This is a genomic window from Shinella sumterensis (genome assembly GCF_004514425.2).
GTDB classification, from domain to species: domain Bacteria; phylum Pseudomonadota; class Alphaproteobacteria; order Rhizobiales; family Rhizobiaceae; genus Shinella; species Shinella sumterensis.
Genome location: NZ_MYFN02000001.1, coordinates 153,634 through 177,502, shown reverse-complemented (window position 1 = coordinate 177,502; position 23,869 = coordinate 153,634). Strand labels below are relative to the sequence as shown.

The 23,869-nt window shown below is 65.4% G+C and carries 21 protein-coding genes; 16 read left to right on the top strand and 5 right to left on the bottom strand.

Features of this window, described 5'->3' with window-relative positions; all coding sequences use genetic code 11:
• Nucleotides 1-23: 23 nt before the first annotated feature.
• Genes B5M41_RS00785 through B5M41_RS00775 form a run of 3 tightly spaced genes read right to left on the bottom strand, consistent with a single transcriptional unit; the run spans nucleotide 24 to nucleotide 3,287 of the window.
• Nucleotides 24-1,022, bottom strand: a complete 999-nt coding sequence (locus tag B5M41_RS00785; RefSeq protein ID WP_134650396.1) for an ABC transporter permease — start codon at nucleotides 1,020-1,022, stop codon at nucleotides 24-26.
• Nucleotides 985-2,577, bottom strand: a complete 1,593-nt coding sequence (locus tag B5M41_RS00780; protein ID WP_134650397.1) for a sugar ABC transporter ATP-binding protein — start codon at nucleotides 2,575-2,577, stop codon at nucleotides 985-987. The genes B5M41_RS00785 and B5M41_RS00780 overlap by 38 nt, the downstream gene beginning before the upstream one ends.
• Nucleotides 2,574-3,287, bottom strand: coding sequence for a GntR family transcriptional regulator (locus tag B5M41_RS00775; RefSeq protein WP_167719234.1), 714 nt, complete (start codon nucleotides 3,285-3,287; stop codon nucleotides 2,574-2,576). Before B5M41_RS00775 ends, B5M41_RS00780 begins: the two co-directional genes overlap by 4 nt.
• A gap of 72 nt (nucleotides 3,288-3,359) precedes the next feature.
• On the opposite strand from B5M41_RS00775, the gene B5M41_RS00770 reads away from it, so the two are divergent.
• From B5M41_RS00770 to B5M41_RS00710, 13 genes are all read left to right on the top strand, one after another.
• Nucleotides 3,360-4,364, top strand: coding sequence for an Ldh family oxidoreductase (locus tag B5M41_RS00770; protein WP_134650399.1), 1,005 nt, complete (start codon nucleotides 3,360-3,362; stop codon nucleotides 4,362-4,364).
• Between the two features lie 21 nt (nucleotides 4,365-4,385).
• Entirely contained in the window at nucleotides 4,386-5,585 is a 1,200-nt protein-coding gene (locus B5M41_RS00765) for an iron-containing alcohol dehydrogenase (RefSeq protein WP_134650400.1), read from the top strand.
• A gap of 21 nt (nucleotides 5,586-5,606) precedes the next feature.
• Nucleotides 5,607-7,070 (top strand): NAD-dependent succinate-semialdehyde dehydrogenase, encoded by a 1,464-nt coding sequence (locus B5M41_RS00760; protein WP_134650401.1) that lies wholly within the window; start codon nucleotides 5,607-5,609, stop codon nucleotides 7,068-7,070.
• A gap of 16 nt (nucleotides 7,071-7,086) precedes the next feature.
• Complete coding sequence (locus tag B5M41_RS00755) at nucleotides 7,087-7,926, top strand: alpha/beta hydrolase (protein WP_134650402.1); 840 nt, start codon at nucleotides 7,087-7,089, stop codon at nucleotides 7,924-7,926.
• Between the two features lie 331 nt (nucleotides 7,927-8,257).
• On the top strand, nucleotides 8,258-9,241 hold the full coding sequence (locus B5M41_RS00750; RefSeq protein WP_134650403.1) for a substrate-binding domain-containing protein: 984 nt from the start codon (nucleotides 8,258-8,260) through the stop codon (nucleotides 9,239-9,241).
• Nucleotides 9,242-9,340: 99 nt separating this feature from the next.
• Nucleotides 9,341-10,363 (top strand): galactitol-1-phosphate 5-dehydrogenase, encoded by a 1,023-nt coding sequence (locus B5M41_RS00745; RefSeq protein WP_134650404.1) that lies wholly within the window; start codon nucleotides 9,341-9,343, stop codon nucleotides 10,361-10,363.
• A 61-nt stretch (nucleotides 10,364-10,424) separates the two neighbouring features.
• Nucleotides 10,425-11,936, top strand: a complete 1,512-nt coding sequence (locus tag B5M41_RS00740) for an FGGY-family carbohydrate kinase (protein ID WP_134650405.1) — start codon at nucleotides 10,425-10,427, stop codon at nucleotides 11,934-11,936.
• Nucleotide 11,937: 1 nt separating this feature from the next.
• Nucleotides 11,938-12,924 (top strand): sugar-binding transcriptional regulator, encoded by a 987-nt coding sequence (locus tag B5M41_RS00735; RefSeq protein WP_134650406.1) that lies wholly within the window; start codon nucleotides 11,938-11,940, stop codon nucleotides 12,922-12,924.
• The gene (locus B5M41_RS00730; protein ID WP_134650407.1) at nucleotides 12,921-14,414 is read left to right on the top strand and encodes a sugar ABC transporter ATP-binding protein; all 1,494 of its coding nucleotides are present in this window, start codon (nucleotides 12,921-12,923) and stop codon (nucleotides 14,412-14,414) included. The genes B5M41_RS00735 and B5M41_RS00730 overlap by 4 nt, the downstream gene beginning before the upstream one ends.
• Complete coding sequence (locus B5M41_RS00725; protein WP_134650408.1) at nucleotides 14,407-15,408, top strand: ABC transporter permease; 1,002 nt, start codon at nucleotides 14,407-14,409, stop codon at nucleotides 15,406-15,408. Before B5M41_RS00730 ends, B5M41_RS00725 begins: the two co-directional genes overlap by 8 nt.
• 29 nt (nucleotides 15,409-15,437) lie before the next feature.
• The gene (deoC, locus tag B5M41_RS00720) at nucleotides 15,438-16,391 is read left to right on the top strand and encodes a deoxyribose-phosphate aldolase (RefSeq protein ID WP_134650409.1); all 954 of its coding nucleotides are present in this window, start codon (nucleotides 15,438-15,440) and stop codon (nucleotides 16,389-16,391) included.
• A gap of 9 nt (nucleotides 16,392-16,400) precedes the next feature.
• Complete coding sequence (locus B5M41_RS00715; protein WP_134650410.1) at nucleotides 16,401-18,782, top strand: aldehyde dehydrogenase family protein; 2,382 nt, start codon at nucleotides 16,401-16,403, stop codon at nucleotides 18,780-18,782.
• Nucleotides 18,783-18,964: 182 nt separating this feature from the next.
• Nucleotides 18,965-19,810, top strand: a complete 846-nt coding sequence (locus B5M41_RS00710; RefSeq protein WP_134650967.1) for an amidohydrolase family protein — start codon at nucleotides 18,965-18,967, stop codon at nucleotides 19,808-19,810.
• Nucleotides 19,811-19,829: 19 nt separating this feature from the next.
• Here the strand turns inward: B5M41_RS00710 and B5M41_RS00705 are convergent, their stop codons facing one another.
• Together B5M41_RS00705 and B5M41_RS00700 are read right to left on the bottom strand one after the other, a co-directional pair.
• Nucleotides 19,830-19,994, bottom strand: a complete 165-nt coding sequence (locus B5M41_RS00705) for a hypothetical protein (RefSeq protein WP_167719335.1) — start codon at nucleotides 19,992-19,994, stop codon at nucleotides 19,830-19,832.
• 78 nt (nucleotides 19,995-20,072) lie between these two features.
• Entirely contained in the window at nucleotides 20,073-20,759 is a 687-nt protein-coding gene (locus B5M41_RS00700) for a GntR family transcriptional regulator (protein WP_134650968.1), read from the bottom strand.
• A 258-nt stretch (nucleotides 20,760-21,017) separates the two neighbouring features.
• On the opposite strand from B5M41_RS00700, the gene B5M41_RS00695 reads away from it, so the two are divergent.
• The 3 genes from B5M41_RS00695 to B5M41_RS00685 are packed head-to-tail and all read left to right on the top strand — an operon-like array spanning nucleotide 21,018 to nucleotide 23,840.
• Nucleotides 21,018-22,118: an ABC transporter ATP-binding protein gene (locus tag B5M41_RS00695; protein WP_134650969.1), complete on the top strand. Its 1,101-nt coding sequence runs from the start codon at nucleotides 21,018-21,020 to the stop codon at nucleotides 22,116-22,118.
• A 2-nt stretch (nucleotides 22,119-22,120) separates the two neighbouring features.
• Complete coding sequence (locus tag B5M41_RS00690; RefSeq protein ID WP_134650970.1) at nucleotides 22,121-23,044, top strand: ABC transporter permease; 924 nt, start codon at nucleotides 22,121-22,123, stop codon at nucleotides 23,042-23,044.
• Complete coding sequence (locus tag B5M41_RS00685) at nucleotides 23,037-23,840, top strand: ABC transporter permease (RefSeq protein WP_134650971.1); 804 nt, start codon at nucleotides 23,037-23,039, stop codon at nucleotides 23,838-23,840. The genes B5M41_RS00690 and B5M41_RS00685 overlap by 8 nt, the downstream gene beginning before the upstream one ends.
• Nucleotides 23,841-23,869 lie beyond the last annotated feature (29 nt).

Below are 23,869 nucleotides of genomic sequence, written 5' to 3'. Positions count from 1 at the left end.
CCGGTCTCGACCGAGGGCCGATATCAGCGGTTGGCGGTAAAGCGGTGCGCCAGCATGGCGATGATGATGATCGCGCCCTGCACGGCGGCGACGAGATATTCCGAGACCATGTCCGAGAGCACCATGACATTGGCGATGACCTCGAGGATCAGCGCGCCGGCGACGGTGCCGCCGATACGTCCGCGTCCGCCGCGCAGCAGCGTGCCGCCGATGACGACAGCGGTGATGACCTGCAATTCCCAGAGCTGGCCCGTCGTGGGGGTGGCGGCGCCAAGTCGCGGCACGTAGCAGATGGCGGCGACGGCCACGCAGACGCCCTGGATGACATAGGCCATGGTGCGCACGGCAGCGACATTGACGCCGGAGAAGCGCGCGACCTCGACATTCGAACCCGCCGACGTGAGGCGCCGGCCGAACTTCGTCTTGTAGAGCAGGAAGGCGCCGACAAGCACGACGACGAAGGTGATCAGCACCGGATAGGGAATGCCGAACAGGCTGCCGAAATAGACCGGGCGATAGGCCTCGCGCAGGCTGCGGTCGATCGGCAGCGATCCGCCGTCCGTCATGAAGGTGATGAAGGCGCGGAAGATGCCCATCGTTCCGAGCGTCACGATGAAGGGCTCGATGCGCCCGACCGTCACGATCAGGCCGTTGAAGAGCCCGCACAGCGAGCCGACGACCAGGGCGACCCCAGCCCCCATCGGGATGGCCCAGGCGCCGAAATTCGGCGCAAGATGGTTCATCACCATGATCATGATGCCGGTAACGAAGGCCATCATGGAGCCGACCGACAGGTCCAGCCCGCCCGAGGAGATCACGAAGGTCGCCCCGACAGCAATGATGGCGATGAACGCGCTGCGCGTGATGACGTTGATCAGGTTGGCCGACGAGACGAAATTGGAATTCACCAGCGCGCCGAAGAGCACGATCAGCGCAAGGGCGATGAACGGCGCCAGATCGGCCCAGCGGATGCGGGCGGCGTCGTCAGCCGGCGGGATTGTTATGGTCGCTGCGGTGGTCATGGTCTTCCTCCCCGCCGTCCGCACCGCCACCCGTCGTGGCCGCATAGACGACATTCTCCTCATTGATGTCATTGCCGCGAAGCTCGGCGACGATCCGGCCGGCCCGCATCACCAGAACCCGGTCGGCGAGGCCGACCAGTTCGGGCATTTCCGACGAGATGACGATGCAGGCCTTGCCGGCGCGCACCATCGCGTCGATGAAGTCGTAGATCTGGCTCTTGTTGCCGATGTCGATGCCGCGGGTCGGCTCGTCGATGATGACCACCGAAGGATCCGCCATCATGACTTTGGCCAGCAGAAGCTTCTGCTGGTTGCCGCCGGAAAGCTTTCCGGCCTCCAGGCGCAGCGAGCGCACCCGGATGTCATAATCGGCCACCGCCTTTTCCAGCCGCACGACTTCCGCCCGCTTGTCGAGAACGGCGCCCGGATTGACGGAATCGAGCGCCTGGAGCGTCAGGTTGGGGCCGAGCTTCTCCTCCAGAAGAAGGCCCTTTCCCTTTCGGTCCTCGGTCAGGTAGACGAGCCCGGCTTCCATCAGCGTGCGCACCGACCGGCCGGCGATCTCCTTGCCATTCACGGTCACGCGCGCCGCCTGCGAAGGGCGAAGCCCCATCAGGCCTTCGATCAGTTCCGTGCGTCCTGCCCCGATCATGCCGCCGATGCCGAGCACCTCGCCCGGACGCACGTCGAAGGATACCGTCTCGGAGCCGTGATCGACGGCAAGATCGGTCACGGTCAGGATCGGCTCGGCCGTGGCTTGCGGCCGCTTGTGCGGATAGAGCATGTCCAGCTCGCGTCCGACCATCAGTTCCGCCATCTCGCGCTGGCCAAGGCCGGCGGCAGGCCAGGTGCCGATCATCCGCCCGTCGCGCAGCACGGTGATGCGGTCGGCCAGCGCCTGCACCTCGTCGAGGCGGTGCGAGATGTAGAGCACGGCGACGCCGTGGTCTCGCAGGCTGCGCACGATATCGAGCAGCGCCGCCACTTCGTCATTCGCCAGCACGGCCGTCGGCTCGTCGAGGATCACGACCTTGCGCTCGTCCAGCAGGGCGCGGGCGATCTGCACGAGCTGGCGCTGGGCAAGCGGCAGGTCGCAGACGCGGTCGCGCGGACGCGCAGTCGAGCCCACCCTTGCCAGGAGTTCGGCGGTGCGCCGGTTCATCGACCGATCGTCGACCATCAGGCCGCGGCCGACTTCACGGCCGAGAAAGAGGTTTTCGGCGACCGTCAGGTCGGCCGCCAGCAGGATTTCCTGGTGAACCAGCACGATGCCGGCGTCCTCGGCCTCCACCGCATTGCGGAACGCGACCGGCCTGCCGTCCAGGAAGAGGCTGCCTTCGGTCGGCGCCACATGGCCGGAAAGAAGCTTCATCAACGTCGACTTGCCGGCGCCGTTCTCTCCGATGATCGCGTGCACCTCGCCGGGACGGATATCGAGTGTGACATCCGACAGCACGGTGATCTGGCCATAGGTCTTGCCAAGCCCTTCGGCGCCGAGGGCGGCGGCCGTGCCTGCGGGCGCCATGGCCAGCTGTGGGGTGACGACGGCGTTCATTCGAAGGCCGACAACAGGCGGTCGCGCGAACGCTCGATGTGGATGCGCATGGCATCGTATGCCGCCTGCGGTTCGCCGGAGCGGAAGGCGGCGAGCAGGTTCTCGTGTTCTTCAAGAGCCTCCTGCGTGACCCGCGTATGGAACATCAGCCGGAAGATATGCAGGTGGACATGCTGGTTCGACAGCGTGCTGCGGATGATCTCGTTGCCGGCGATCTTGAGAATGGCGTCGTGGAATTGCGCGTCGGCGCGGGCGAAACGGGAATAGCGCGTGTTGCGGTCGACCGGCGTCTCGCCATGGCCCATATCGGCGGCGGAGGTCTCCAGCTGCGACAGCGCCTCAGGCGTCATGTTGATGACCGCAAGCCGCGCCGCCTCCGGCTCGACCAGAAGGCGGAAGACGTAAAGGTCCTCGAACTGCTTGCGCGTCCACTGCGGGGCAGCGCTGTAGCCGACGAGATGTTCCTTGCGGACCAGCCCCTCGCGCTCCAGACGGCTCAGCGCTTCACGGATCGGCGTCTGCGATACGCCGAGGTCCCGGGAGAGCACGTCGATCGGAATGCGCGCTCCCGGCGCGATCTCCAGCGACATCAGGCGATGGTAGATACTGTCGTAAACACCTTCCACGACGCTGATGGGGCGAATAACCGGCGCCTTGCCTTCCCGCTCCGCTGCAATTGCCACGTTTGCTCTCCGACTGCTTATTGACATGCGATCTTTTGTTGCAAATAAGATATCCTATGTCAAATACAATATCGTATATGATCCGATATAGGATATGAAATGCAGGTGATGCCCGATCAACTCCGCAGGCTGGCGACGGCGCTGCTCGAAAGCCGGGGCGTGGAGCCTCGGGCCGCAGCGCTCCAGGCCGACCTTCTGGTCGAGGCGGAGTTGCGCGGCCTGCCCTCGCACGGACTGCAACGCCTGCCCCTTTTGCTGTCACGCCTTGAGAAGGGGCTGGCGGACGGGCGCGCGCAGGGGGCCTTCAAATGGTCGCGGCAGGCCTTTCTCGATGTGGATGGCGAGCGCGGCCTTGGTCCCGTCGTGCTGATGAATGCGATGCAGCGCCTGAGGCAGAACCTGCCCGAAACGGGGATAGCGGTGGCGGCCATTCGCAACGCCAACCATATCGGCATGCTCGCCTATTATGCAGAGATCGCCGCGCGCGAAGGGCTGATCGCGATCGTGATGTCCACGAGCGAAGCCCTCGTCCATCCCTTCGGCGGCACCGAGGCCGTGCTCGGCACGAACCCGGTTGCGATCGGTATTCCCGCAGGCGAGCGACCGTTCGTGCTGGACCTCGCGACCAGCGTCGTTTCCATGGGCAAGATTCGCAACCATGCGCTGCGCGGCGTGCCGATCCCGCCAGGTTGGGCCGTCGATGCGCACGGGAAGCCGACCGAGGATCCCCTCGCCGCGCAGACCGGCGCCATCGCGCCGTTCGGCGATGCGAAGGGTTATGGTCTTGGCCTCGCCATCGAGCTTCTTGTGGCGGCGCTTGCCGGTTCGGCCCTGTCGCCTGACGTGCACGGCACGCTCGATGACGCTCACGCCGCCAACAAGGGCGATCTTCTCGTCCTCATCGACCCCGCGGCCGGCAAGGGCGCGGCCCCCGCGCTGACCGCCTATCTCGACAGCCTGCGGCTCTCCCGCCCGCTCGATCCTGCAAGACCCGTCGCCGTTCCCGGCGATGGTGCGCGCAGCCGCCGGGCCGCCGCGATGGCCGAGGGCATCACCCTGCCGCAGCCGCTTTTCGAACAGCTTATGGCCCTTGAGGCCGCCTGAATTCACTGGAGGAGACACGGAATGAACCTATTCGGCACATTGAGGGCGCCGCGCGAACTGCTCTTCGGGGCCGGCCAGCGCCACGCGCTCGGCAGCGTCGCGGCCACGCTCGGCCGGCGCGCGCTGGTCGTCACGGATATCCGCCTTGCGGCGGACGCCGATTTCCGTGCGCTGGTCGGCCAGTTGGAGACCGCAGGCCTTGCCGTGCTCATCGACAGCTCCACCCTGCCGGACGTTCCCGTCGAGCAGGCCGTCGCGAGCGCCGAAAATGCGCGGATATTCCGGCCTGACCTCGTCATCGGCATCGGCGGCGGCTCCTGCCTGGACATGGCGAAATGCGTGGCGCTTCTTCTTGCGCATGGCGGATGCCCGCAGGACTACTACGGCGAACACACGGTTCCCGGGCCGGTTCTGCCGCTGATCGCCATTCCCACCACCGCCGGTACGGGGTCCGAGGTGACGCCGGTCGCGGTGTTGTCGGACAGCGAGCGCAGCCTGAAGGTCGGCATTTCCAGCCCTCATCTCATTCCGACCGTATCGATCTGCGACCCCGAACTGACCCTTTCCTGCCCGCCCGGTTTGACGGCGATTGCCGGCGCGGATGCGCTGACCCACGCCATCGAGGCCTTCACGGCCATCCGGCGCGATCCCGTGCCCGGCCTTGCGCTGCAGCGGGTCTTCGTCGGCAAGAATGCGCTGTCGGATCATTTTGCGCTGAGCGCCATACGCCTCCTGTGGCAGGGGCTTGAAGCGGCCTGCAAGGACGGCGCCGATCAGGCCGCGCGCGAAAAGGTCATGCTCGGTGCGACGCTTGCGGGGCTTGCCTTCGGCGTGGCCGGCACGGCTGCGGCCCATGCCATCCAGTATCCCGTCGGCGCGCTCACACACACCGCGCATGGCCTCGGCGTCGCCTGCCTCATGCCCTATGTCATGACCTGGAACCAGCCGGCCATCGGGCCGGAACTTGTCGAGATCGCCGACGCCGCGGGTCTCGACGGCCCCGAGGACGTCATTCCTGCGCTTGCCGCGCTGTTCGAACGGATCGGCATTCCCGTCACGCTTCGCGATCTTGGCCTGGCCGAAGACCGCATCGACTGGGTGGCCGAGCAGAGTTCCGGTATCGCCCGCCTCATCCAGAACAATCCCCGCCCGCTGAACCCGCAGGAAATGCGCTCCCTCGTCGCCGCCGCGCATGGCGGCGACCGCGCCAGCCTGATCTGATCTGATCTGAAAGGACAAGCCATGACGTTCCACGCCAAAGTTTCCGGCTATGCCGATCCCGCACTCCACGCCCAGGGCCTCTATATCGGCGGCAGCTGGGTCAAGGGCGACGGGATAAAGGTTCTCGACCCCTCGACCGGAAACCTGCTCGCCGAGGTAGCCGACGCGTCCATCGACGATGCCCGCCGTGCCGTCGATGCGGCCGAGGCGGCTGCCGCTGGCTGGCGCGCCACCCCGGCCCGCCAGCGCGCCGAAATCCTGCGCCGCTGGTTCCAGCTGATGACGCAGCACGCCGAGGAGCTGGCCACACTGATCTCGCTCGAAAACGGCAAGGCGCTGCCCGATGCACGCGGCGAAGTGGCCTATGCGGCGGAGTTTTTCCGCTGGTATGCCGAGGAGGCCGTGCGCATTCCGGGCGAATATCGTCATACGCCGTCCGGCTCGCACAATATCCTCGTCGATCACGAGCCGATCGGCATTGCGGTGCTCATCACGCCGTGGAACTTCCCTGCCGCCATGGCGACGCGCAAGATCGGCCCGGCGCTTGCCGCGGGCTGCACCGTCATCCTCAAGCCCGCCTCCGAGACACCGCTCACCGCCTATGCCATGGCGCGCCTCGGCGAGGAGGCGGGGGTGCCGCCCGGCGTCGTCAACGTGCTGACCACGACCAATCCAAGTGGCGTGACCAATACCATGCTGGCCGATCCGCGCGTGCGAAAACTCTCCTTCACCGGCTCCACGGGCGTTGGTCGTATGCTTTTGGCCGAGGCCGCCAAGTCGGTCGTCAGCTGCTCGATGGAGCTTGGCGGCAACGCGCCGTTTCTCGTCTTCGACGACGCGGATCTCGAAGCCGCACTCGACGGCGCGATGATCGCCAAGATGCGCAATGCCGGGGAAGCCTGCACCGCCGCCAACCGCTTCTATGTGCAATCGGGCATCCACGACGCCTTCGTCGCCGGCCTGACGGCCCGCATGGCGGCGCTCAGGATCGGTCCCGGCTATGATCCGGAGACGCAATGCGGTCCGATGATCACGACGAATGCCGTGCGCAAGATCGACCGCCTCGTTTCCGACGCTGTGGCCGCAGGCGCCCGCGCCACGACGGGCGGCAAGCCGCTTGGCGAAAACGGCTATTTCTATCCGCCGACGGTTCTGGAAAACGTGCCCGTCAACGCAGCCATTGCGCGCGAGGAAATCTTCGGCCCCGTCGCGCCCGTCTACAAGTTCGACACCGACGACGAGGCGGTTCGCCTTGCCAACGACACCGAGTATGGTCTGGCCGCCTATATCTATTCCGGAGACCTGAAGCGGGCGCTCAAGGTCGGCAAGCGCCTCGAAAGCGGCATGCTGGGCATCAACAGGGGGCTGATGTCTGACCCGGCGGCACCCTTCGGGGGCGTGAAGCAGAGCGGTCTCGGCCGTGAAGGCGGCGTTACCGGTATTCTGGAATTCATGGAGGCGAAGTATTACGCCGTCGAGTACTGACGCGGGGGATAACAGGATGACGTCACAGGACCTTTACCGGATTCGCGATTTCGTGCCTGATTTCGACGCGATCGCGGCCGAATTTGCGGAGCGCAGCCGGGCGTTTTCGGCTCGTGCGGAGGTGCTGGCCGATCTGCGTTACGGCGCGCGGCCGCGCGAGGTCCTTGATGTCATCCTGCCGGAGCGCCCGAAGGCCGGTGCGCCGATGCACGTCTTCGTCCACGGCGGGTACTGGCGCTCCGGCGAGAAGGAGAACTATCGCGTCGTTGCCGCACCGGTCCTGGCCGCCGGCGGTGTCGCGGCCCTCGTCGAATATGATCTCATGCCCGGCGAGCGGCTTGATGTGCTCGTCGGCCAGGTGCGGCGTTCCGTGCTCTGGCTTCAGGAGCACGCACGCGATTTTGGCGCCGATCCCGCGCGGCTCACCGTCAGCGGCCATTCGGCGGGCGCCCATCTCGCCTCGTTCCTTGCCGCGACGGGCCTCGAAGAAAAAGACCCGCCACAGCTTCCCGCCCTGAAGGGACTTTTCCTGCTCAGCGGCATCTACGACCTCTCTGGAATTCCCGGCAGCTTCCTGCGTGACGAGGCGCGGATGACGCCCGTGGAGGCGGCGGCGTGGTCGCCTTTGACCGCCGCCCAGCGTGCCTGCCCCCTGCGTGTGATCGCCTTTGGTGCGGAGGAAACGACGCCCTTCCTTGAGCCCGCATCGGCACTGCAATCCCGATTGAACGCGCAGGGCGAGGCTGCCCAGCTTCTCCCGCTGCCCGGCCTCAACCACATGTCGGTCGTGCTGGACCTGGCAAACCCGCTCGGCATCGCCGGCGGCCGCATCGCGGATATGGTCGCGTCGAGCTGACGCGATCCGGGCGGAAAGCGAAGCCGCGCCGCCCTGTCTCTTCCCCTCCATTTGCCAAAGCTGCAAATGTTGCCGGCATTTTCGCCCGGAAAATTCCCGCAAACGGAATTTTGCACGCCGCCGTCGCGCAGGCGGGATGAATCTTCCCGGAAAAATCACCGATAAATGAAGCGAATTCAATCGGTTGGATATTCTTTCCGTCAAGGCCTCGTCACGGGATTGACAAGGTTCCGGCGCCCATGATGCCATGCTAGCAACATATGTGAAATAATATCACTTATGTTGCCCTCTGGGAGAGAGGGCGATTTTCGGTTCTTTAGGGAGGAAACCAATGAACACGCGTCGTACATTTCTTGCCAGTCTCGCCGGCACCGTTTCGGTTCTCGCCGTCATGGCGCTTTCGCCTGCCGCCGCCCATGCCGAGGGCCTGAAGATCGGCTTCAGCCAGGTCACGCTTCAGTCGCCCTTCTATGTGCAGCTGAAGAACGGTGCGGAGGCCGCCGCCAAGGCATCCGGCGACACGCTCGTCTTCCTCGATGCCAATGGCGATGTCAGCAAGCAGAACAATGATATCCAGGATCTGATCACCCAGGGTGTGAGCGCGATCATCATCAACCCCGTCAACCCGGAAGCCGTCGCCCCGTCGCTTGAGGCCGCCGCCGCTGCCGGCATTCCCGTCATCACCGTCGACCGTCCCGTCACCGGCGGCAAGGTCGCCGCCCATGTCGGCCGCGACAACAAGGCGATGGGCAAGCTGGTCGGCGAAGCCGTTATCGCGAAGCTGAAGGCCGATGGTGTCACCGGCGCCAAGGTCATCGAGATCCAGGGCGATGCCGGCGGTGCAGTCATGATGGACCGTCGCGATGGCTTCCATGCCGCGCTTGAAGGCTCCGGCCACACGATCGTCGAAGGCCCCTATGCGGAATATATCCGCGCCAACGCCGTGACCGCCATGCAGGACCTGCTTCAGGCCAATGCCGACGTGAAAGTGGTCTACGCCCACAACGACGACATGGCGCTCGGCGCCCTGCAGGTTCTCAAGGAAAATGGCCGCGACGACGTGCTGATCGCCGGCGTCGACGGCCTGTCCGAGGCGCTCGAAGCCATGGCCGACGGCAAGTACATCGCCACCGCGCTGAACGACCCGCAATATCTCGGCGACGTCACCATCCAGGTCGCACGCGAGGCTGCTGCCGGCAAGACGGTCCCCGCTTTCGTCGATGCCGGCACGGCCCTCGTGACGCCCGACAAGGTCGGCGAATACCCGCACAAGGAACTGTTTGCGGAATACCGTCCGCAGGTTCTCGACAAGTAACTCCCAGGGCGGCGGGGGGAGCTCCGGCTCCTCCCGCTCTTCCGAACGCTGGCGGCTGTCCGCCGGCGCAAGCCATTTCGTTTTTAAAGGAACCCATTCATGCGCGCCGCCGTCCTCCACACGCCCGGAGACATCCGCCTCGAAAATGTCGACAAGCCCGTTCCGAAGGCGAACGAGGTCCTGCTGCGCGTGGCCGCCGTCGGTGTTTGCGGATCGGACCTGCCGCGCATGCTCATCAAGGGCGCGCACAAGATGCCCATCATCTGCGGCCACGAATTTTCCGGACATATCGAGGAACTGGGCGCTTCGGTCACGGGCTTTTCCAGGGGCGACCTGGTCACGGTCCCGCCCATGCTGCCGTGTGGCACCTGCGACCAGTGCGCGACCGGCAATTTCTCGCGGTGCCGCAACTACGACTATTTCGGCTCGCGCCGTGACGGCGCCTATGCCGAATGGGTCTGCGCGCCGGTCGAAAACCTCCTGAAGGCGCCCGAAGGCTGCGATCCGCGTGCCGCCGCCATGGTCGATCCCGCCTCGATTGCCCTTCACGCCATCTGGAAGGCCGGCGGCGTGCGCATGGGCGATCGCGGCGCGGTCATCGGCTGCGGCCCGATCGGCCTCTTCGCCATTCAGTGGATGCTGCTGATGGGCGCGCGCGAAGTCGTCGCCATCGATGTTTCCGAGGAAAAGCTGGAACTTGCCCGGCAGGCCGGCGCGACGCATGCCTTCCTCGCCGGAGCCGAACTACCCAAGGAGCTTCTCGCCGATATCATCGTGGAAGCAGCAGGGCATCCGACATCGGTCAACGCCGCCGTCAGGCTCGCCGCACCGGGTGGTCATGTGGTCTTCATCGGCATTCCCGTCGGCGACATACCCCTCACCAATGCCGCCTTCCAGCATTTCCTGCGCCAGGAAGTGTCGCTGCACGGTTCGTGGAACTCCTTCGGTGCACCCTATCCCGGCCCGCAGTGGACGGTGACGCTGGACAAGCTTGCGTCCGGTGCGCTGAAGTGGGAGTTCATGATCACACACGATCTGGAGCTGGAGGAACTGCCTGGTATCTTCGAGCGGCTTCGCACCGACCGCGAATTCTTCTTCTCGAAGATCATGTTCCACCCCTGACGGGGTGCCCGGCACTGGAGGCGTTGCCGGGCGACGGAGAATTTAGGGAGGATCATCGGTCATGGCTCATATCCTGAGCTTCGACTTCGGTACGGGCGGCCTTCGCGCCGGCGTCTACGACACGGACCGGCGCCAGATGCTGGCCCAGGCGGAGGCGGCCTACGCGACGCACTATCCGCGCGCCGGCTGGGCGGAGCAATCCCCTGCCGAGTGGCGTGCGGCCCTGCGCACGGCGGGCCGCGCCGTGCTCGAAAAGGCGGGCCGGCGCACCGTCGATGCCGTCTGCACCGCCACGACCGCCTCCACCGTGGCGATCTGCCGGCGCGACGGCACGCCGCTCTCGCCCGCCCTGCTCTGGATGGACTGCCGCGCTGAAGCCGAAGCGCGCGAGACGGCGAGCCTTGACCATCCCGTCATGCGCTATTGCGGTGGCTCCGATGCCGTCGAATGGCTGGTGCCCAAGGCCATGTGGCTGAAGCGCAACCGCCGCGACATCTGGGATGCCGCCGAGGTCGTCTGCGAGGCGCTCGATTACGTCAATTTCGACCTGACGGGCGAATGGGTCGGCTCACGAATGAACGCCGCCTGCAAATGGAACTACGACAGCGCCGTCGGCCAGTTCGTGCCAGAGGTCTATGAAGCTTTCGGCATTCCGGACCTGACCAAGCGCCTGCCGCAGCGCATCGTGCCCGTCGGCGGCGTGATCGCGCCGATGCGCGCCGAGATGGCGGCAGAACTGGGACTGGAAAACCGGCCCGTCGTCGCGCAGGGCGGCATCGATGCCCATATCGGCATTCTCGGTGCCGATACCATCGAGCCCGGCGGCATGCTGTTCATCGGCGGCACGTCCATCGTCCAGCTGGTGCAGCTTGCAGAAGAGTCCGACGTTTCCGGCTTCTGGGGTCCCTACCCCAACGCGCTCAACGACGGCCGCTGGCTGGTCGAATGCGGACAGGTGGCGGCCGGCTCGATGCTCAACTGGCTTGCCGGCGAGATGTTCGGGCTGGATGCCGCCGGCCACGCCGCGCTGATCGCCGATGTCGCGGCCAATCCGTCGCGATCGGAAGGCCTGCTGGCGCTGGATTACATGATGGGCAACCGCACGCCTTATCGCGACGCCGCCCTGCGCGGGGCACTGATGGGCCTGACGCTCGGCCATACCCGAACGGACGTCTATGCCGCCTCGATCGATTCCATCGCGCTCGGCTCGGCCAATGTGCTGTCGGTGCTGAAGGCGCGCGGCGTTTCCGTGGACCGCGTCATGATGGCGGGCGGCATCGTCAAGAACGCCGCCTGGCTTCAGGCGACGGTCGATGCCATCGGTCAGCCGGTGCAGGTTGCGCGCGAGGACAATCTTTCGCTCGTCGGAACCGCGGCCGCTGCCGCGGCCGCCATCGGCGAATTCGCGGATCTTCGCGCCGCCGCCGCCGCTTGCGTGGCGCCGTCGAAGGAACTGCTGCCCGATCCGGCGCGCGCCGAATGGTTCCAGAAGATGCTGCCGCTCTATCAGGATGCGACGGAACGGCTGCGGCCGGTGCTCCACCAGCTGGCAAGCCGCCAGAGGGAGGCGTGACATGGCCGAACGCAATCCCTATTCCGCCCGCCTGCCCTCCTCCGATCAGCGCGATCACCTGATCGTCCAGGTCGCCAAGCTCTATTACGACCTCGACCGCACCCAGTCGGAAATCGCAAACGAACTCGGCCTCACGCGCTGGCAGGTCGGCAAGCTTTTGACCGAGGCGAAGGAGGCGGGCATCGTCCGCATCGAGATCACGCCGCGCGCCGGCCGCAGGACCACGGTCGAACTCGAATTGCAGCGCAGCTTCGGCGTCAAGGAGGCCATCGTCGTGCCGACCGGCGAGATCGACGACCCCAGCCTCGTCATCGACAGCGTCGCCCAGGCCGCCGCCACGCATCTGGCAAGCCTCAGCCCCAAGCCGAAGCTGATCGGCGTCAGCTGGGGGCGCACCATGTCGGCGGTCGCCCGCGCGCTTCCGAAGGACTGGTGCCCTGGGCTTCATGTCGTGCTCGTCAACGGATCGACCGCGCTGACGGCGACCAGCAGCCGCAATTCCGCCGTCGCGGAGGAATTCGCGCAGTCGACGGGTGGGCGCGCGACGCTGCTGCCCGTGCCGGCGATCATCGGCTCGAAATCCACCCGCCAGGCGCTTGAACAGGATCCCATTCTCGGCCGCGTTCTGGCGCTGGCCGAAGAGGCGCCGGTGCTCTGCTTCGGTCTCGGCGGCCTCACATCCCAGTCAGTCCTGCTCGGTTCCGGCTATCTCGGCGACGAGGATATCGCGCGGCTGCGCGATCTGGAGGCCGTCGGCGACATCATGGGCCGCTTCGTCGATCGCAACGGCCGCATCGCCGACACCCAGCTCGACGACCGAACCATCGGTCTGAAGCTGGAAGCGCTTGCGGCCAAGGAGCGGGTGATCGGTGTCGCGGCGGGCGAGGACAAGCACCGCATCGCCGCGGCCTGCCTGCGCGCGGGCTACGTCACCGATCTCGTGACCGACGAAGTGACGGCACGCCGCATTCTGGAGGAGGGCGTATGACGCCGGACGTATTGACGATTGAGGGCCTGTCGAAACGCTTCCCGCCCAGCATCATCGCGCTCGACGAGGCCAATATCGCCGTGCGCAAGGGCGAGGTCCATTGCCTTCTCGGCGCGAATGGCGCCGGCAAGTCCACCTTCCTCAAGCTCATCGCGGGCGCGCTATCGCCATCGGCCGGCAAGATTCAGGTGGATGGCACGCCGGTGCATTTCCGCGCGCCGGCGGAGGCGGCGCGCGCCGGTATATCGATGATCTATCAGGAACTCGATCTCGTGCCGCAGCTGACGGTGGCGGAAAACCTCTTCCTCGGTCACCCGCCGTCGCGCTTCGGCTTCCTTGATAAACGAAGCCGCCGGGCGCGCGCCCGCGAGGCGCTTGCCCGGGTCGGCGCGAGTTTCACGCCGGAGGACCGCGTCGGCAGCCTTTCCATCGCCAACCAGCAATTGACCGCGATTGCCCGTTCGCTGACGCGCGAGGCCAAGGTCATCATCATGGACGAGCCTTCGGCGGCACTCAACGAGACCGAGCTGAAATCCGTCTTCCGCGTCATCCGCGAACTGACGGCGCAGGGCGTCGCCATCCTGTATGTCAGCCACCGCCTGGGTGAGCTTCGCGAGATCGGCGACCGCGTGACCGTGCTGCGCGGCGGGCGCACCATCGAGACCTTCGATGTCGAGGGTACGCCCGACAGCGCGCTGGTGGAAGCCATACTTGGGCGCGATCGCGGCTTCGTCGAACGCCGCGAGCGGCCGCCGGTCACGGGCGAGGTCGTGCTGAAGGTCGATCGTCTGACGGCGGCGAACGGCCTCGATATCCGCGATTTCGAACTGCGGCGCGGCGAGATCGCCGGCCTCACCGGGCTGAATGGCTCCGGCCGCACATCCTTCCTCAAGGCGCTGTTCGGGGCCGACGCGCACGAGGCGCGCATGTCGCTCTACGGCAAGCCCTACAAGGCGAAGACGCCACGCGATGCCATCGCCGCCGGCCTCGGGCTCGTGCCGGAGAGCCGCAAGACGGAAGGGCTCATCCTCGACGCGCCGATCTATCGCAACGCCACCCTGCCCGCCATGCAGGGACGGTTCCTCGCACGGCACGGCGAGCTCAAGGCGAAGACGGTGCCGGTGCTCAGGCAGCTTTCCACCAAATACGGCTCACCGGAGCAGAAGGTCATCCAGCTCTCGGGCGGCAACCAGCAGAAGGTCGTGCTGGCCAAGTGGATCATCAAGGGCGCCAGGCTTCTGCTGCTCGACGAACCCTCGCGCGGCCTCGACATCGGCGCCAAGGCCGATCTCTACCGGCTGGTCGACGAACTGGCCGCCGATGGGGCGGCCGTCATCGTCGCCTCGTCCGAGCTGGAGGAGCTCTACGCCGCCTGCGACACGATCTGGGTGTTCCATGAGGGGCGCAACATCGCCCGCTTCGACCCCGCCACCACCGATCAGGACACGATCCTGAAACATCAGATTCTCGGAGACCACCATCATGACTGATACTGTGACGGGCGTTGCGCCGGCACGCACTTCCGGGCGTCGCGTCGCCGATCTTCTGATCGAGTACAATTTCATCGCGATCTTCCTCGTCGTCGTCGCGATCGCCGCGATCCTGTCGCCGAACTTCCTGACGTCGACCAACATTGCCAACCTGTTTCAGCAGGCGGCCGTGGTCGGCGTCGTGGCGGTCGGCATGACCTTCGTCATCCTGACGGGCAATATCGATCTTTCCGTCGGGTCGGTCGTGGCGCTGTGCGGCATGCTCGTCGCCGTCTTGCTTGCCGGCGGCATGCCGATCGTGCCCGCACTGGCCATCACCATCCTGACCGGCGCACTTGCGGGCGCCGTCATCGGCCTCATCACCGCGCTTGCCGAGGTGCCGAGCTTCATCGTCTCGCTTGCCGGCCTCGTGTCGTTCCGCGGCATCACCTACCTGCTGACGGATGGCGTGCCCGTCTCCGGCCTGCCGCCATCCTTCGGCGCGATTTCCTCGACCATGGTCCCGGTGCTGCCCGGCCTGCAGGTCAGCTCGATGGGCATCATCTTCGTCGTGCTGTGCATTGCCGCCGGCGCGTTGCTGCGCCTCACGGTGTTCGGCGAATCCGTCTATGCAACCGGCGGCAATGCGGAGGCGGCAAGACTTTCGGGTTTGCCCACCACCCGCATTCTCGTCCTCGTCTTCACGGTGTCCGGCGTCATGAGCGCGCTCGCCGGCATTCTCCTCACATCGCGCCTGCGCATCGGCCAGCCGACCGCCGCACAGGGACTTGAACTTGACGCCATCGCGGCGGTGGTGCTTGGTGGCACATCGCTTTTTGGCGGGCGCGGCGGCGTGCTCGGCACTTTTTTTGCCGTCATGTTGCTGCAAGTGCTGCGCAATATCTTCAACCTGCTCGGGCTCGGTTCCTTCTACCAGATGACCGTGACGGGCCTGATCATCGTCGCGGCCATCCTTCTCAACCGCTTCATCGACATCCGCAGAGGCCGGGCATGAAACCGCAAGAAAAATCGCTGGAAACCACCATGACAGATCACTTCCCCCGGCCCGAGGGCACGCCGCTGACGCTCGACTGGTTCGAGACGCATTCGGTCAACCTGTCGGCCGCGCAGCGTCGTGCCGCGACCCTGCCCACCCGGCGCTCGGTCAAGAAGGAGTGGCAGGCGGCGTGGCTGCTGCGCGCAATCACCTGCATCGACCTCACGACGCTGGCGGGCGACGACACCGAAGGCCGCGTCCAGCGTCTCTGCGCCAAGGCGAAGGCACCGGTGCGCGCGGATCTTCTCGAAGCGCTCGGCATCGAGCGCCTGACGGTCGGCGCGGTCTGCGTCTACCCGACGATGGTCGGCCATGCCGTGAAGGCGCTCGAAGGCAGCGGCATCCCGGTCGCCTCCGTCGCGACGGGCTTTCCCGCCGGCCTCACGCCCCTGCCGCTCAGGCTCGGCGAAATCCGCTACGCCGTCGAGCAGGGCGCCAAGGAAATCGACATCGTCATCACCCGCGAGCATGTGCTGCGCGGCAACTGGTCGGCACTCTATGACGAGATGCGCCAGATGCGGGAAGCCTGCGGCGACGCCCATATGAAGGCGATCCTCGCGACGGGCGACCTCAAGACGCTTTCCAACGTCTACAAGGCCTCGATGGTCGCGATGCAGGCAGGTTCGGATTTCATCAAGACCTCGACCGGCAAGGAAGACGTCAATGCCACGCTGCCGGTGTCGCTCACCATGGTGCGGGCGTTGCGCGATTATAAGGACCGCACCGGCCAGATGGTCGGCTTCAAGCCGGCCGGCGGGTTGAAGACTGCCAAGGATGCGATGAACTGGCTGATCCTCATGAAGGAGGAACTCGGCACGCGCTTCATGATGCCCGATCTCTTCCGCATCGGCGCGTCCTCCATGCTCGGCGACATCGAACGCCAGCTCGAACATCACATTACGGGCCGCTACTCGGCCGCCAACCGCCACGCGCTGGCCTGAGGTTAGACCATGCCTTCCATCAAGGACATTATGCAGACCATGGAATACGGCCCCGCTCCCGAAAGCAACGCAGAGGTCAAGGCCTGGCTTTCCGCCCGCTCCGCCGGCATCGGCCATTTCATCGACGGCAGGTTCACGAGCGCCGCCGGCGATCTCATCGATGTCGTCAACCCCGCGACGGAGGACGTCATCGGCCGTGTCGCCAAGGGCACCGCTGATGATGTGGATGCGGCGGTCGCGGCTGCGCGCGCGGCGTTCCCCGAATGGTCGGCGCTGCCGGGCCATGAGCGCGCGAAATATCTCTATGCCATCGCGCGCCACATCCAGAAGCGCGAGCGCTTCTTCTCCGTGCTGGAGACCATGGACAACGGCAAGACGATCCGCGAGACCCGCGATATCGATATCCCGCTCGTCGCGCGCCACTTCTACCATCACGCCGGCTGGGCCGAGCTCGTCGCCGACGCGTTCCCGCAACACAGGCCGGTCGGCGTCTGCGGCCAGATCATTCCGTGGAACTTCCCGCTGCTGATGCTCGCCTGGAAGGTCGCGCCGGCGCTTGCGGCCGGCAACACGGTCGTGCTCAAGCCGGCCGACCTCACGCCGATGACCGCACACGCCTTCGCCGAGGTTCTCGTCGAGATCGGCCTGCCCGCCGGCGTCGTCAACATCGTCCAGGGCGACGGCGAGACAGGAGCCGCCATTGCCGGCCATCCCGATGTCGACAAGGTCGCCTTCACCGGTTCGACGGATGTCGGCCGCCTCATTCGCCGCCAGATCGCCGGCTCGGGCAAGAAGCTCAGCCTGGAACTCGGCGGCAAGTCACCCTTCATCGTGCTGGAGGATGCCGATCTCGATGCCGCGGTCGAAGGCGTCGTGGATGCGATCTGGTTCAACCAGGGCGAGGTCTGCTGCGCCGGCTCGCGGCTCCTCGTCCAGGAAGGCGTCGCGCCGCGCTTTTTCGACAAGCTGAAAGCCCGCATGGCGACGCTCCGCGTCGGCGATCCGCTCGACAAGACGATGGACATGGGCGCCGTCGTCTCCATGAAGCAGCTTTCGCGCATCAAGACCCTTTTGAAGGCCGGTGAAGAGGAAGGCGCGACGCTCAATCTCGCTCCCGTGGCCCTGCCGGAAAAGGGCGCCTTCTGCACGCCGGGCTTCTTCACCGACAGCCATCCCGCCAACAGCGTGTCGCAGGTCGAGATCTTCGGCCCCGTGGCAACGACGCTCACCTTCCGCACGCTGGACGAAGCCGTCGCGCTCGCCAACGACACCCGCTACGGCCTGGCCGCCTCTCTCTGGTCGGAGAACGTCAACCGCGCCATCGAGCTCGCCGCGCGCGTCAAGGCGGGCGTCGTGTGGATCAACGCCACCAACATGTTCGACGCAGCCGCACCGTTCGGCGGTTATCGCGAAAGCGGCTATGGCCGTGAGGGCGGCCGCGCCGGCATGCTCGAATATCTCACCACCGGCTGGGACAAGCAGGGCAAGGTCCGCGCCGTCTCGGCCGCCCCCATCGATGTGGCCCCTGCCACGGGCAAGGCCGACCGCACGGCAGTCGACGTCACGGCAAAGCTCTATATCGGCGGCAAGCAGGCGCGGCCGGACGGCGGCCAGAGCTACACGGTCTATGGCAAGGCAGGTGCGGCCATCGGCGAGGCCGGCCTCGCCAACCGCAAGGATGTGCGCAACGCCGTCGAAGCGGCAAACAAGGCGACCGCCTGGGGCGGCGTGACCGCGCATAACCGCGCGCAGGTGCTCTATTTCCTCGCCGAAAACCTCGTGCAGCGCCGCGATGAATTCGTGGCGGCACTCGCTGCAACGGGCACCGTCGCGAAGCCGGAAGAGGAGTTCGAGGCGGCGATCCGCCGGTGCTTCTGGTATGCCGCGCAGGCCGACAAGTTCGACGGCGCCGTGACCGCGACGAAGTCGCAGCACGTGACGATGACGGTCAACGAGCCCTTTGGCACGATCGGCGTCGTGGCGCCCGACGAGGCGCCGCTTCTCGCCCTCCTCTCCTTGATCCTGCCGGCGATCACCATGGGCAACCGCGTCGTGGCCATCGCCTCGCAGGCGCATCCGCTCATCGCCGCCCGCCTCTACCAAGTCTTCGAAACGTCGGACATTCCCGCCGGCGTCGTCAACCTGTTGACCGGCGAGCGCGATGCGCTGGCAAAGACGCTTGCCGAGCACGACGACGTGGCAGCACTCTGGTACTGCGGAAGTGAGGACGGCTCGCGCATGGTGGAAGTGGCGTCGGCCGGCAACCTCAAGCCGGTCTGGTCCGATCTCGGCCGCCTGCGCGACTGGCTGGACCCGCGCTTCGGCCAGGGCCAGGAGTATCTGCGCCGCGCCAGCCAGGTGAAGACGATCTGGCTGCCCTACGGCGAATGACCAAGACAGGCGGGGAGCGACAGCCTCCCCGCCCCGCCGTCCCCGATCTCGACTTTTGACACCCTGGACCCGCGGCATATCGCATCCGCACGACCTCCAGCGACCAGCGCATCCGGTCTTAATTCGTATTTGAATGATCAATTCCTCTGTGGCAGTGTGGCCGCGCGGAGGAGGCACGCACCATGATCATCGATACCCACCTGCATCTCGTCTATCGGGACCGCCTGACCTATCCCTGGCTTGCCGACGTGCCGCCTCTCAACGCCGATTTTACCCACGATCTTTACGCCAGGGAGGCCCGGCGTCTCGGCATCGCGGCCTCGCTGCATATGGAAGTGGATGTCGCCGAGACGGACATCGCGCGGGAGACGGAGGTCATCGAGGCGCTCGCCACCGCTGCGGACAGCCTGCTCGTCGGCGCCATTGCCAGTTGCCGGCCGGAGCTGCCGGACTTTCCCGCCTATCTCGAGCGCGTGCGCGCCAACCCCTTCGTGCGCGGCTTCCGCCGCGTGCTGCATGTCGTGCCGGACGACGTGTCGGAAGGGGCCTTGTTCCGCGAAAACATCGCAAGGCTTTCCGGCAGCGGGCTCACCTTCGATCTCTGCGTCAAGCCGCACCAGATCGAACGGGCGATCGCCCTTGTCGATCTCGCGCCGGATGTCTCCTTCGTGCTGGATCATTGCGGCGTGCCTGACATCGCCGGCGGCGGGTACGATCGCTGGCAGGGCCCATTGTCGGAGATCGCCCGGCGCCCCAACGTCACGGTCAAGCTGTCGGGGATTCCGGCCTATGGCGCGGAAAACTGGACGCTGGAGGACCTGAAACCCTATTTCGCCCACGTCGTGCGCTGCTTCGGCTTCGACCGCATGGTCTGGGGCAGCGACTGGCCGGTCTGCACGCTCGGCGGCGGCCTCTCCACCTGGATCGGCGCCACGCATGCGCTTCTGTCGGGCGTCAGCCTGCCGGAAAAGGCCGGGGTGCTCTGCGACAATGCGCGCCGCTTGTGGAAGATCAGCCCGCGAGCGTAGCGCCGGCTTGCCGCAGCGGTCAGAGCGTCTGCGGCGCGATGAACTGATAGTAGGCCCACGCCAGCACGATCACGGCAAGCACGGCGAGCCAGATGTGCCCGGCCTGGAGCCGTTGCGCGGCGGCGGGTTTCTTTTCCGGCTGCGGCTTGCGTCGTTCGAACTTCACTACATTGTCGTCGTCCAAGGCGTTTCCTCCCGATGGCAGCACCGCTGACTTACCGGTGCTTCGCCATGCAATGCAAGAGCGGTGTGGCTTGCTCGCCTAATCTGCCCTGCCGGTGATCGCCACACGTTCGAAATGCCCGCGGCCGAGATGGCCGGCACCGTCACGTATGTCGGCGGTTATGGCGGCCTTCAGCGCCTCGGCGTCCTGTCTTGTTATGGCCAACAGCGCTTCGGCGTGGCGATCGACCTGGTAGGTTTGGGAAAGGTTTTCGCCGGCCCGTCGCATGAAGGGGCCAAGACGCAGCCAGAGGGATTCGATCAGCGGCAGCATCACGGTGCCCGGGCGCGCCTCATACAGGGCGCGGTGGAAGGCGAAGTTGGCTTCCACCAGCCGGCGGAAATCGCCCGCGGCCAATGCCTCGTCCGCCTGTCGGTCGAAGGCGCGCATACGGGCGAGCGCAGGCGGGTCTATAAAGGGCATCGCCCGTTCGGCGGCGCGCGTCTCCAGCGCGATGCGCGCCTCAAGAACCTCATCGAAACCGGCGGAATCGAGGTCCGGTACGCGGACCCGGCGATTGTCGAGCAGTTCCAGCGCACCTTCGGAGACGAGCCGGTGCAGCGCTTCGCGCACCGGCATGGCGCTGACGCCAAGCATGTCGGCAAGGCCGTTGATCGTCACCGGTTCCCCCGGTTCGAAACCGCCTGTCATGATGCTGTGCCGCAGGACACGATACACCCACTGCTTGGCGGATTCGCTCTCTTCCCGCCGCTCGGAAACCAGCATGCCCTTACCCTCCCTGTGCGGGTCCGCCAATCTGTGCCAAAAGCCGACTCAGGGCTGAATTCTCGGTAGATTGCACGCAGAACTGATAATGTTGCGAAGCCGAAAATGACCCTTTACAGATTTGATCAAATTATGATTTGTTGTGATCATAAGCAAGACAAGCATATCACATAAGAGCCGTGATCGACGGTCAGACAATGGTAAGCCGGCGATCCGGACAGAGGAAGTCTCGGGTGTCGGTCGACGAACGGGGAACCGATGACTGAATCGCGAACGACTGCGGCGCATGGCGGTGCCATTGGCCTGCACGGTATCAAGAAATGGTTCGGAAACTTCCAGGCCGTGGACAATGTCACGCTGGATATCCGCCCCAATGAATTCTTCACGCTCCTCGGCCCGTCGGGATGCGGAAAGACCACGCTCCTGCGCATGATCGCCGGTTTCGAAATGCCGACCGAAGGGCAGGTCCTGCTCGACGGGTCGGATATTTCGGGGCTTCTGCCCAACCAGCGCCCGGTCAACACGGTCTTTCAGAACTACGCTCTCTTCCCGCACCTCACGGTCGCCGAGAATATCGGTTTCGGCCTCAAGATGCTGGGGCGGCCGAAGGCGGAAATAACCTCCGTCGTCAACGACATGCTGAAGCTCGTTCATCTCGACGGCCGTGGCCACAATCCGGTCACGCAGCTTTCCGGCGGCCAGCAGCAGCGTGTCGCCCTTGCCCGGGCACTGGCCCCGCGACCGAAGGTCCTCCTGCTCGACGAGCCGCTGTCGGCGCTCGATCTCAAGCTTCGCAAGTCGATGCAGATCGAGCTGAAGCGTCTTCAGCTGGAAACCGGCATCACCTTCGTCTTCGTCACCCACGACCAGGAAGAAGCGCTCACCATGTCGGACCGCATCGCGGTCATGTCGGCGGGAACGGTTCGTCAGGTCGGCTCGCCCTGGGATATCTACGACCGCCCGGCCGAGCGTTTCGTCGCCGACTTCATCGGCGAGACCAATTTCCTCTCTGCCGACGTCGTCTCCGTGGCGGATAACCGGGCGCGGGTGCGGCTCTCTTCCGGCGCCGAAATTTCCGCAAGCTTCCCCGCGGATGTGACGCCCAACGGCTCCGTCACCGTCGTGGTTCGGCCCGAACATGCCCGCGCGGGCGCGCCGACCGGCACGTCGGCGCTGCGGGGCGTCGTGCATGATATCGTCTATCTCGGCACCGATACCCATGTTCACGTGCGACTGGACGACGGCACCGCTTTCATGGTGCGCCAGCAGAATGCGCGCAGCGGCCATTGCGGCTTTTCCAAAGGCGATACGGTTGGCATCGACTTCAGCGACGACGTCGCTCAGATTCTGAGGGACTGACGATGAACGGCGCAGAACAGGTCGCGATCGAGGCCAGGAAACAGGATATCCGCTCCCGCTGGCTCCTGAGCGCGCCGGCCCTTGTCATCATCTTCGTGGCGGCGATCGGGCCGCTCTTCGTGATGCTGCTCTACTCCTTCATGGTCAAGGGCGATTACGGGGATGTGAAGCCCTGGGAATTCTCGCTCGATGGCTGGACCTCCGTCTTCTTCCAGCGGGATATCTTCGACGATACGCTCGGACTGGCCGATGCGCATATTTCGATCATCTGGCGCTCCATCCAGCTGTCGTTCTTCACCACCATCCTCACCCTGATCCTCGGCTTCCCGACCGCCTATTTCATCGCGACACGGCCGCCGCATACCCGCGAGATCTGGGTATTCCTCGTCACCATCCCGTTCTGGACAAACCTTCTCATCCGCACCTTCGCCATGCAGCAGGTCATCCGCAACGAAGGCCTTCTCAACAATGCGCTGATATGGCTCGGCATCATCAAGAGCCCGCTGCAGATCATCTATACCGACACCGCCAACCTGCTCGGCATGACCTATGTCTATCTGCCGCTCATGGTGCTGCCGCTCTATGCCTCCATCGAGAAGCTGGATTTCCGGCTGGTCGAGGCGGGATACGATCTTTACGCGACACGTTTCCAGGTGCTGCGCAAGATCGTCATCCCGCTGGTGAAGCCCGGCATCATCGCAGGCTCGATCCTGGTCTTCATTCCCTCGCTCGGCGCCTATGTCATCCCGCGCGTTCTCGGCGGCGGCAAGAACATGATGCTCGGCAACCTGATCGAGATGCAGTTCGGCGCCGGCCGCAACTGGCCGCTCGGTGCGGCTATGTCGATCACGCTGATGATCATCGTGATGGTCGCTCTCATCGTCTATGTCCGCAACGCCTCGCGCGGAGGGTCCGGACATGTTTAGATCGCGTTTCGACATCAAGTCGCAGCCGGGCTTCGGCTTCATCACGCTTTTCACCTTCTTCGCGCTTTACCTGCCGATCGGCGCGCTGGTCGTCTATTCCTTCAACGACGCGGAATCGCTGTCGCAATGGGGCGGCTTTTCGGGGCGCTGGTTCGTGGCGGCATGGCAGAACTCCGCCGTGCAGGACGCGGCGATCCGCTCGCTCATCATCGCGCTCTGGGCGGCAAGCCTCGCGACGGTCGCGGCGCTGATGGCGGCGCTCGCCACGACCCGCACCGCGCCCTATCGCGGGCAGACGCTGAAATACGCGATGATCAACCAGCCGCTGATGGTGCCGGAAATCGTCACCGCCGTTGCGCTGCTGATCGTCTTCTCGCGCATCAAGGTCTGGACCGGCTATTCCGGCCTCGGATACCTCGTCCTCGCGCACACCGCCTTCTGCATTCCCTTTGCCTATCTGCCGATCCGCGCCCGGCTGGAAAGCATGGACCTCACGCTGGAACGCGCGGCGGCCGACCTCTACGCCTCGCGCTGGCAGACCTTCCGTCATGTGACGCTGCCGCTCCTGCGGCCGGCCGTCATCGCCGGCTTCATGCTGGCCTTCGTCATTTCGCTTGATGACGTCGTGATTACCGAGTTTGTCAAATCGGGCGGGCAGGATACGCTGCCCACCTACATGCTGGGACAGCTTCGCCGTGAAACCACGCCCGAGATCAACGCGATCGCCACCGTGTTCCTCGCGCTTTCGACCGTGCTGGTCGTGATCTTCTTCTTCATCAACCGGAAAAAACAATAGCCAAATCCGACAGACCAACGACAGAGAGG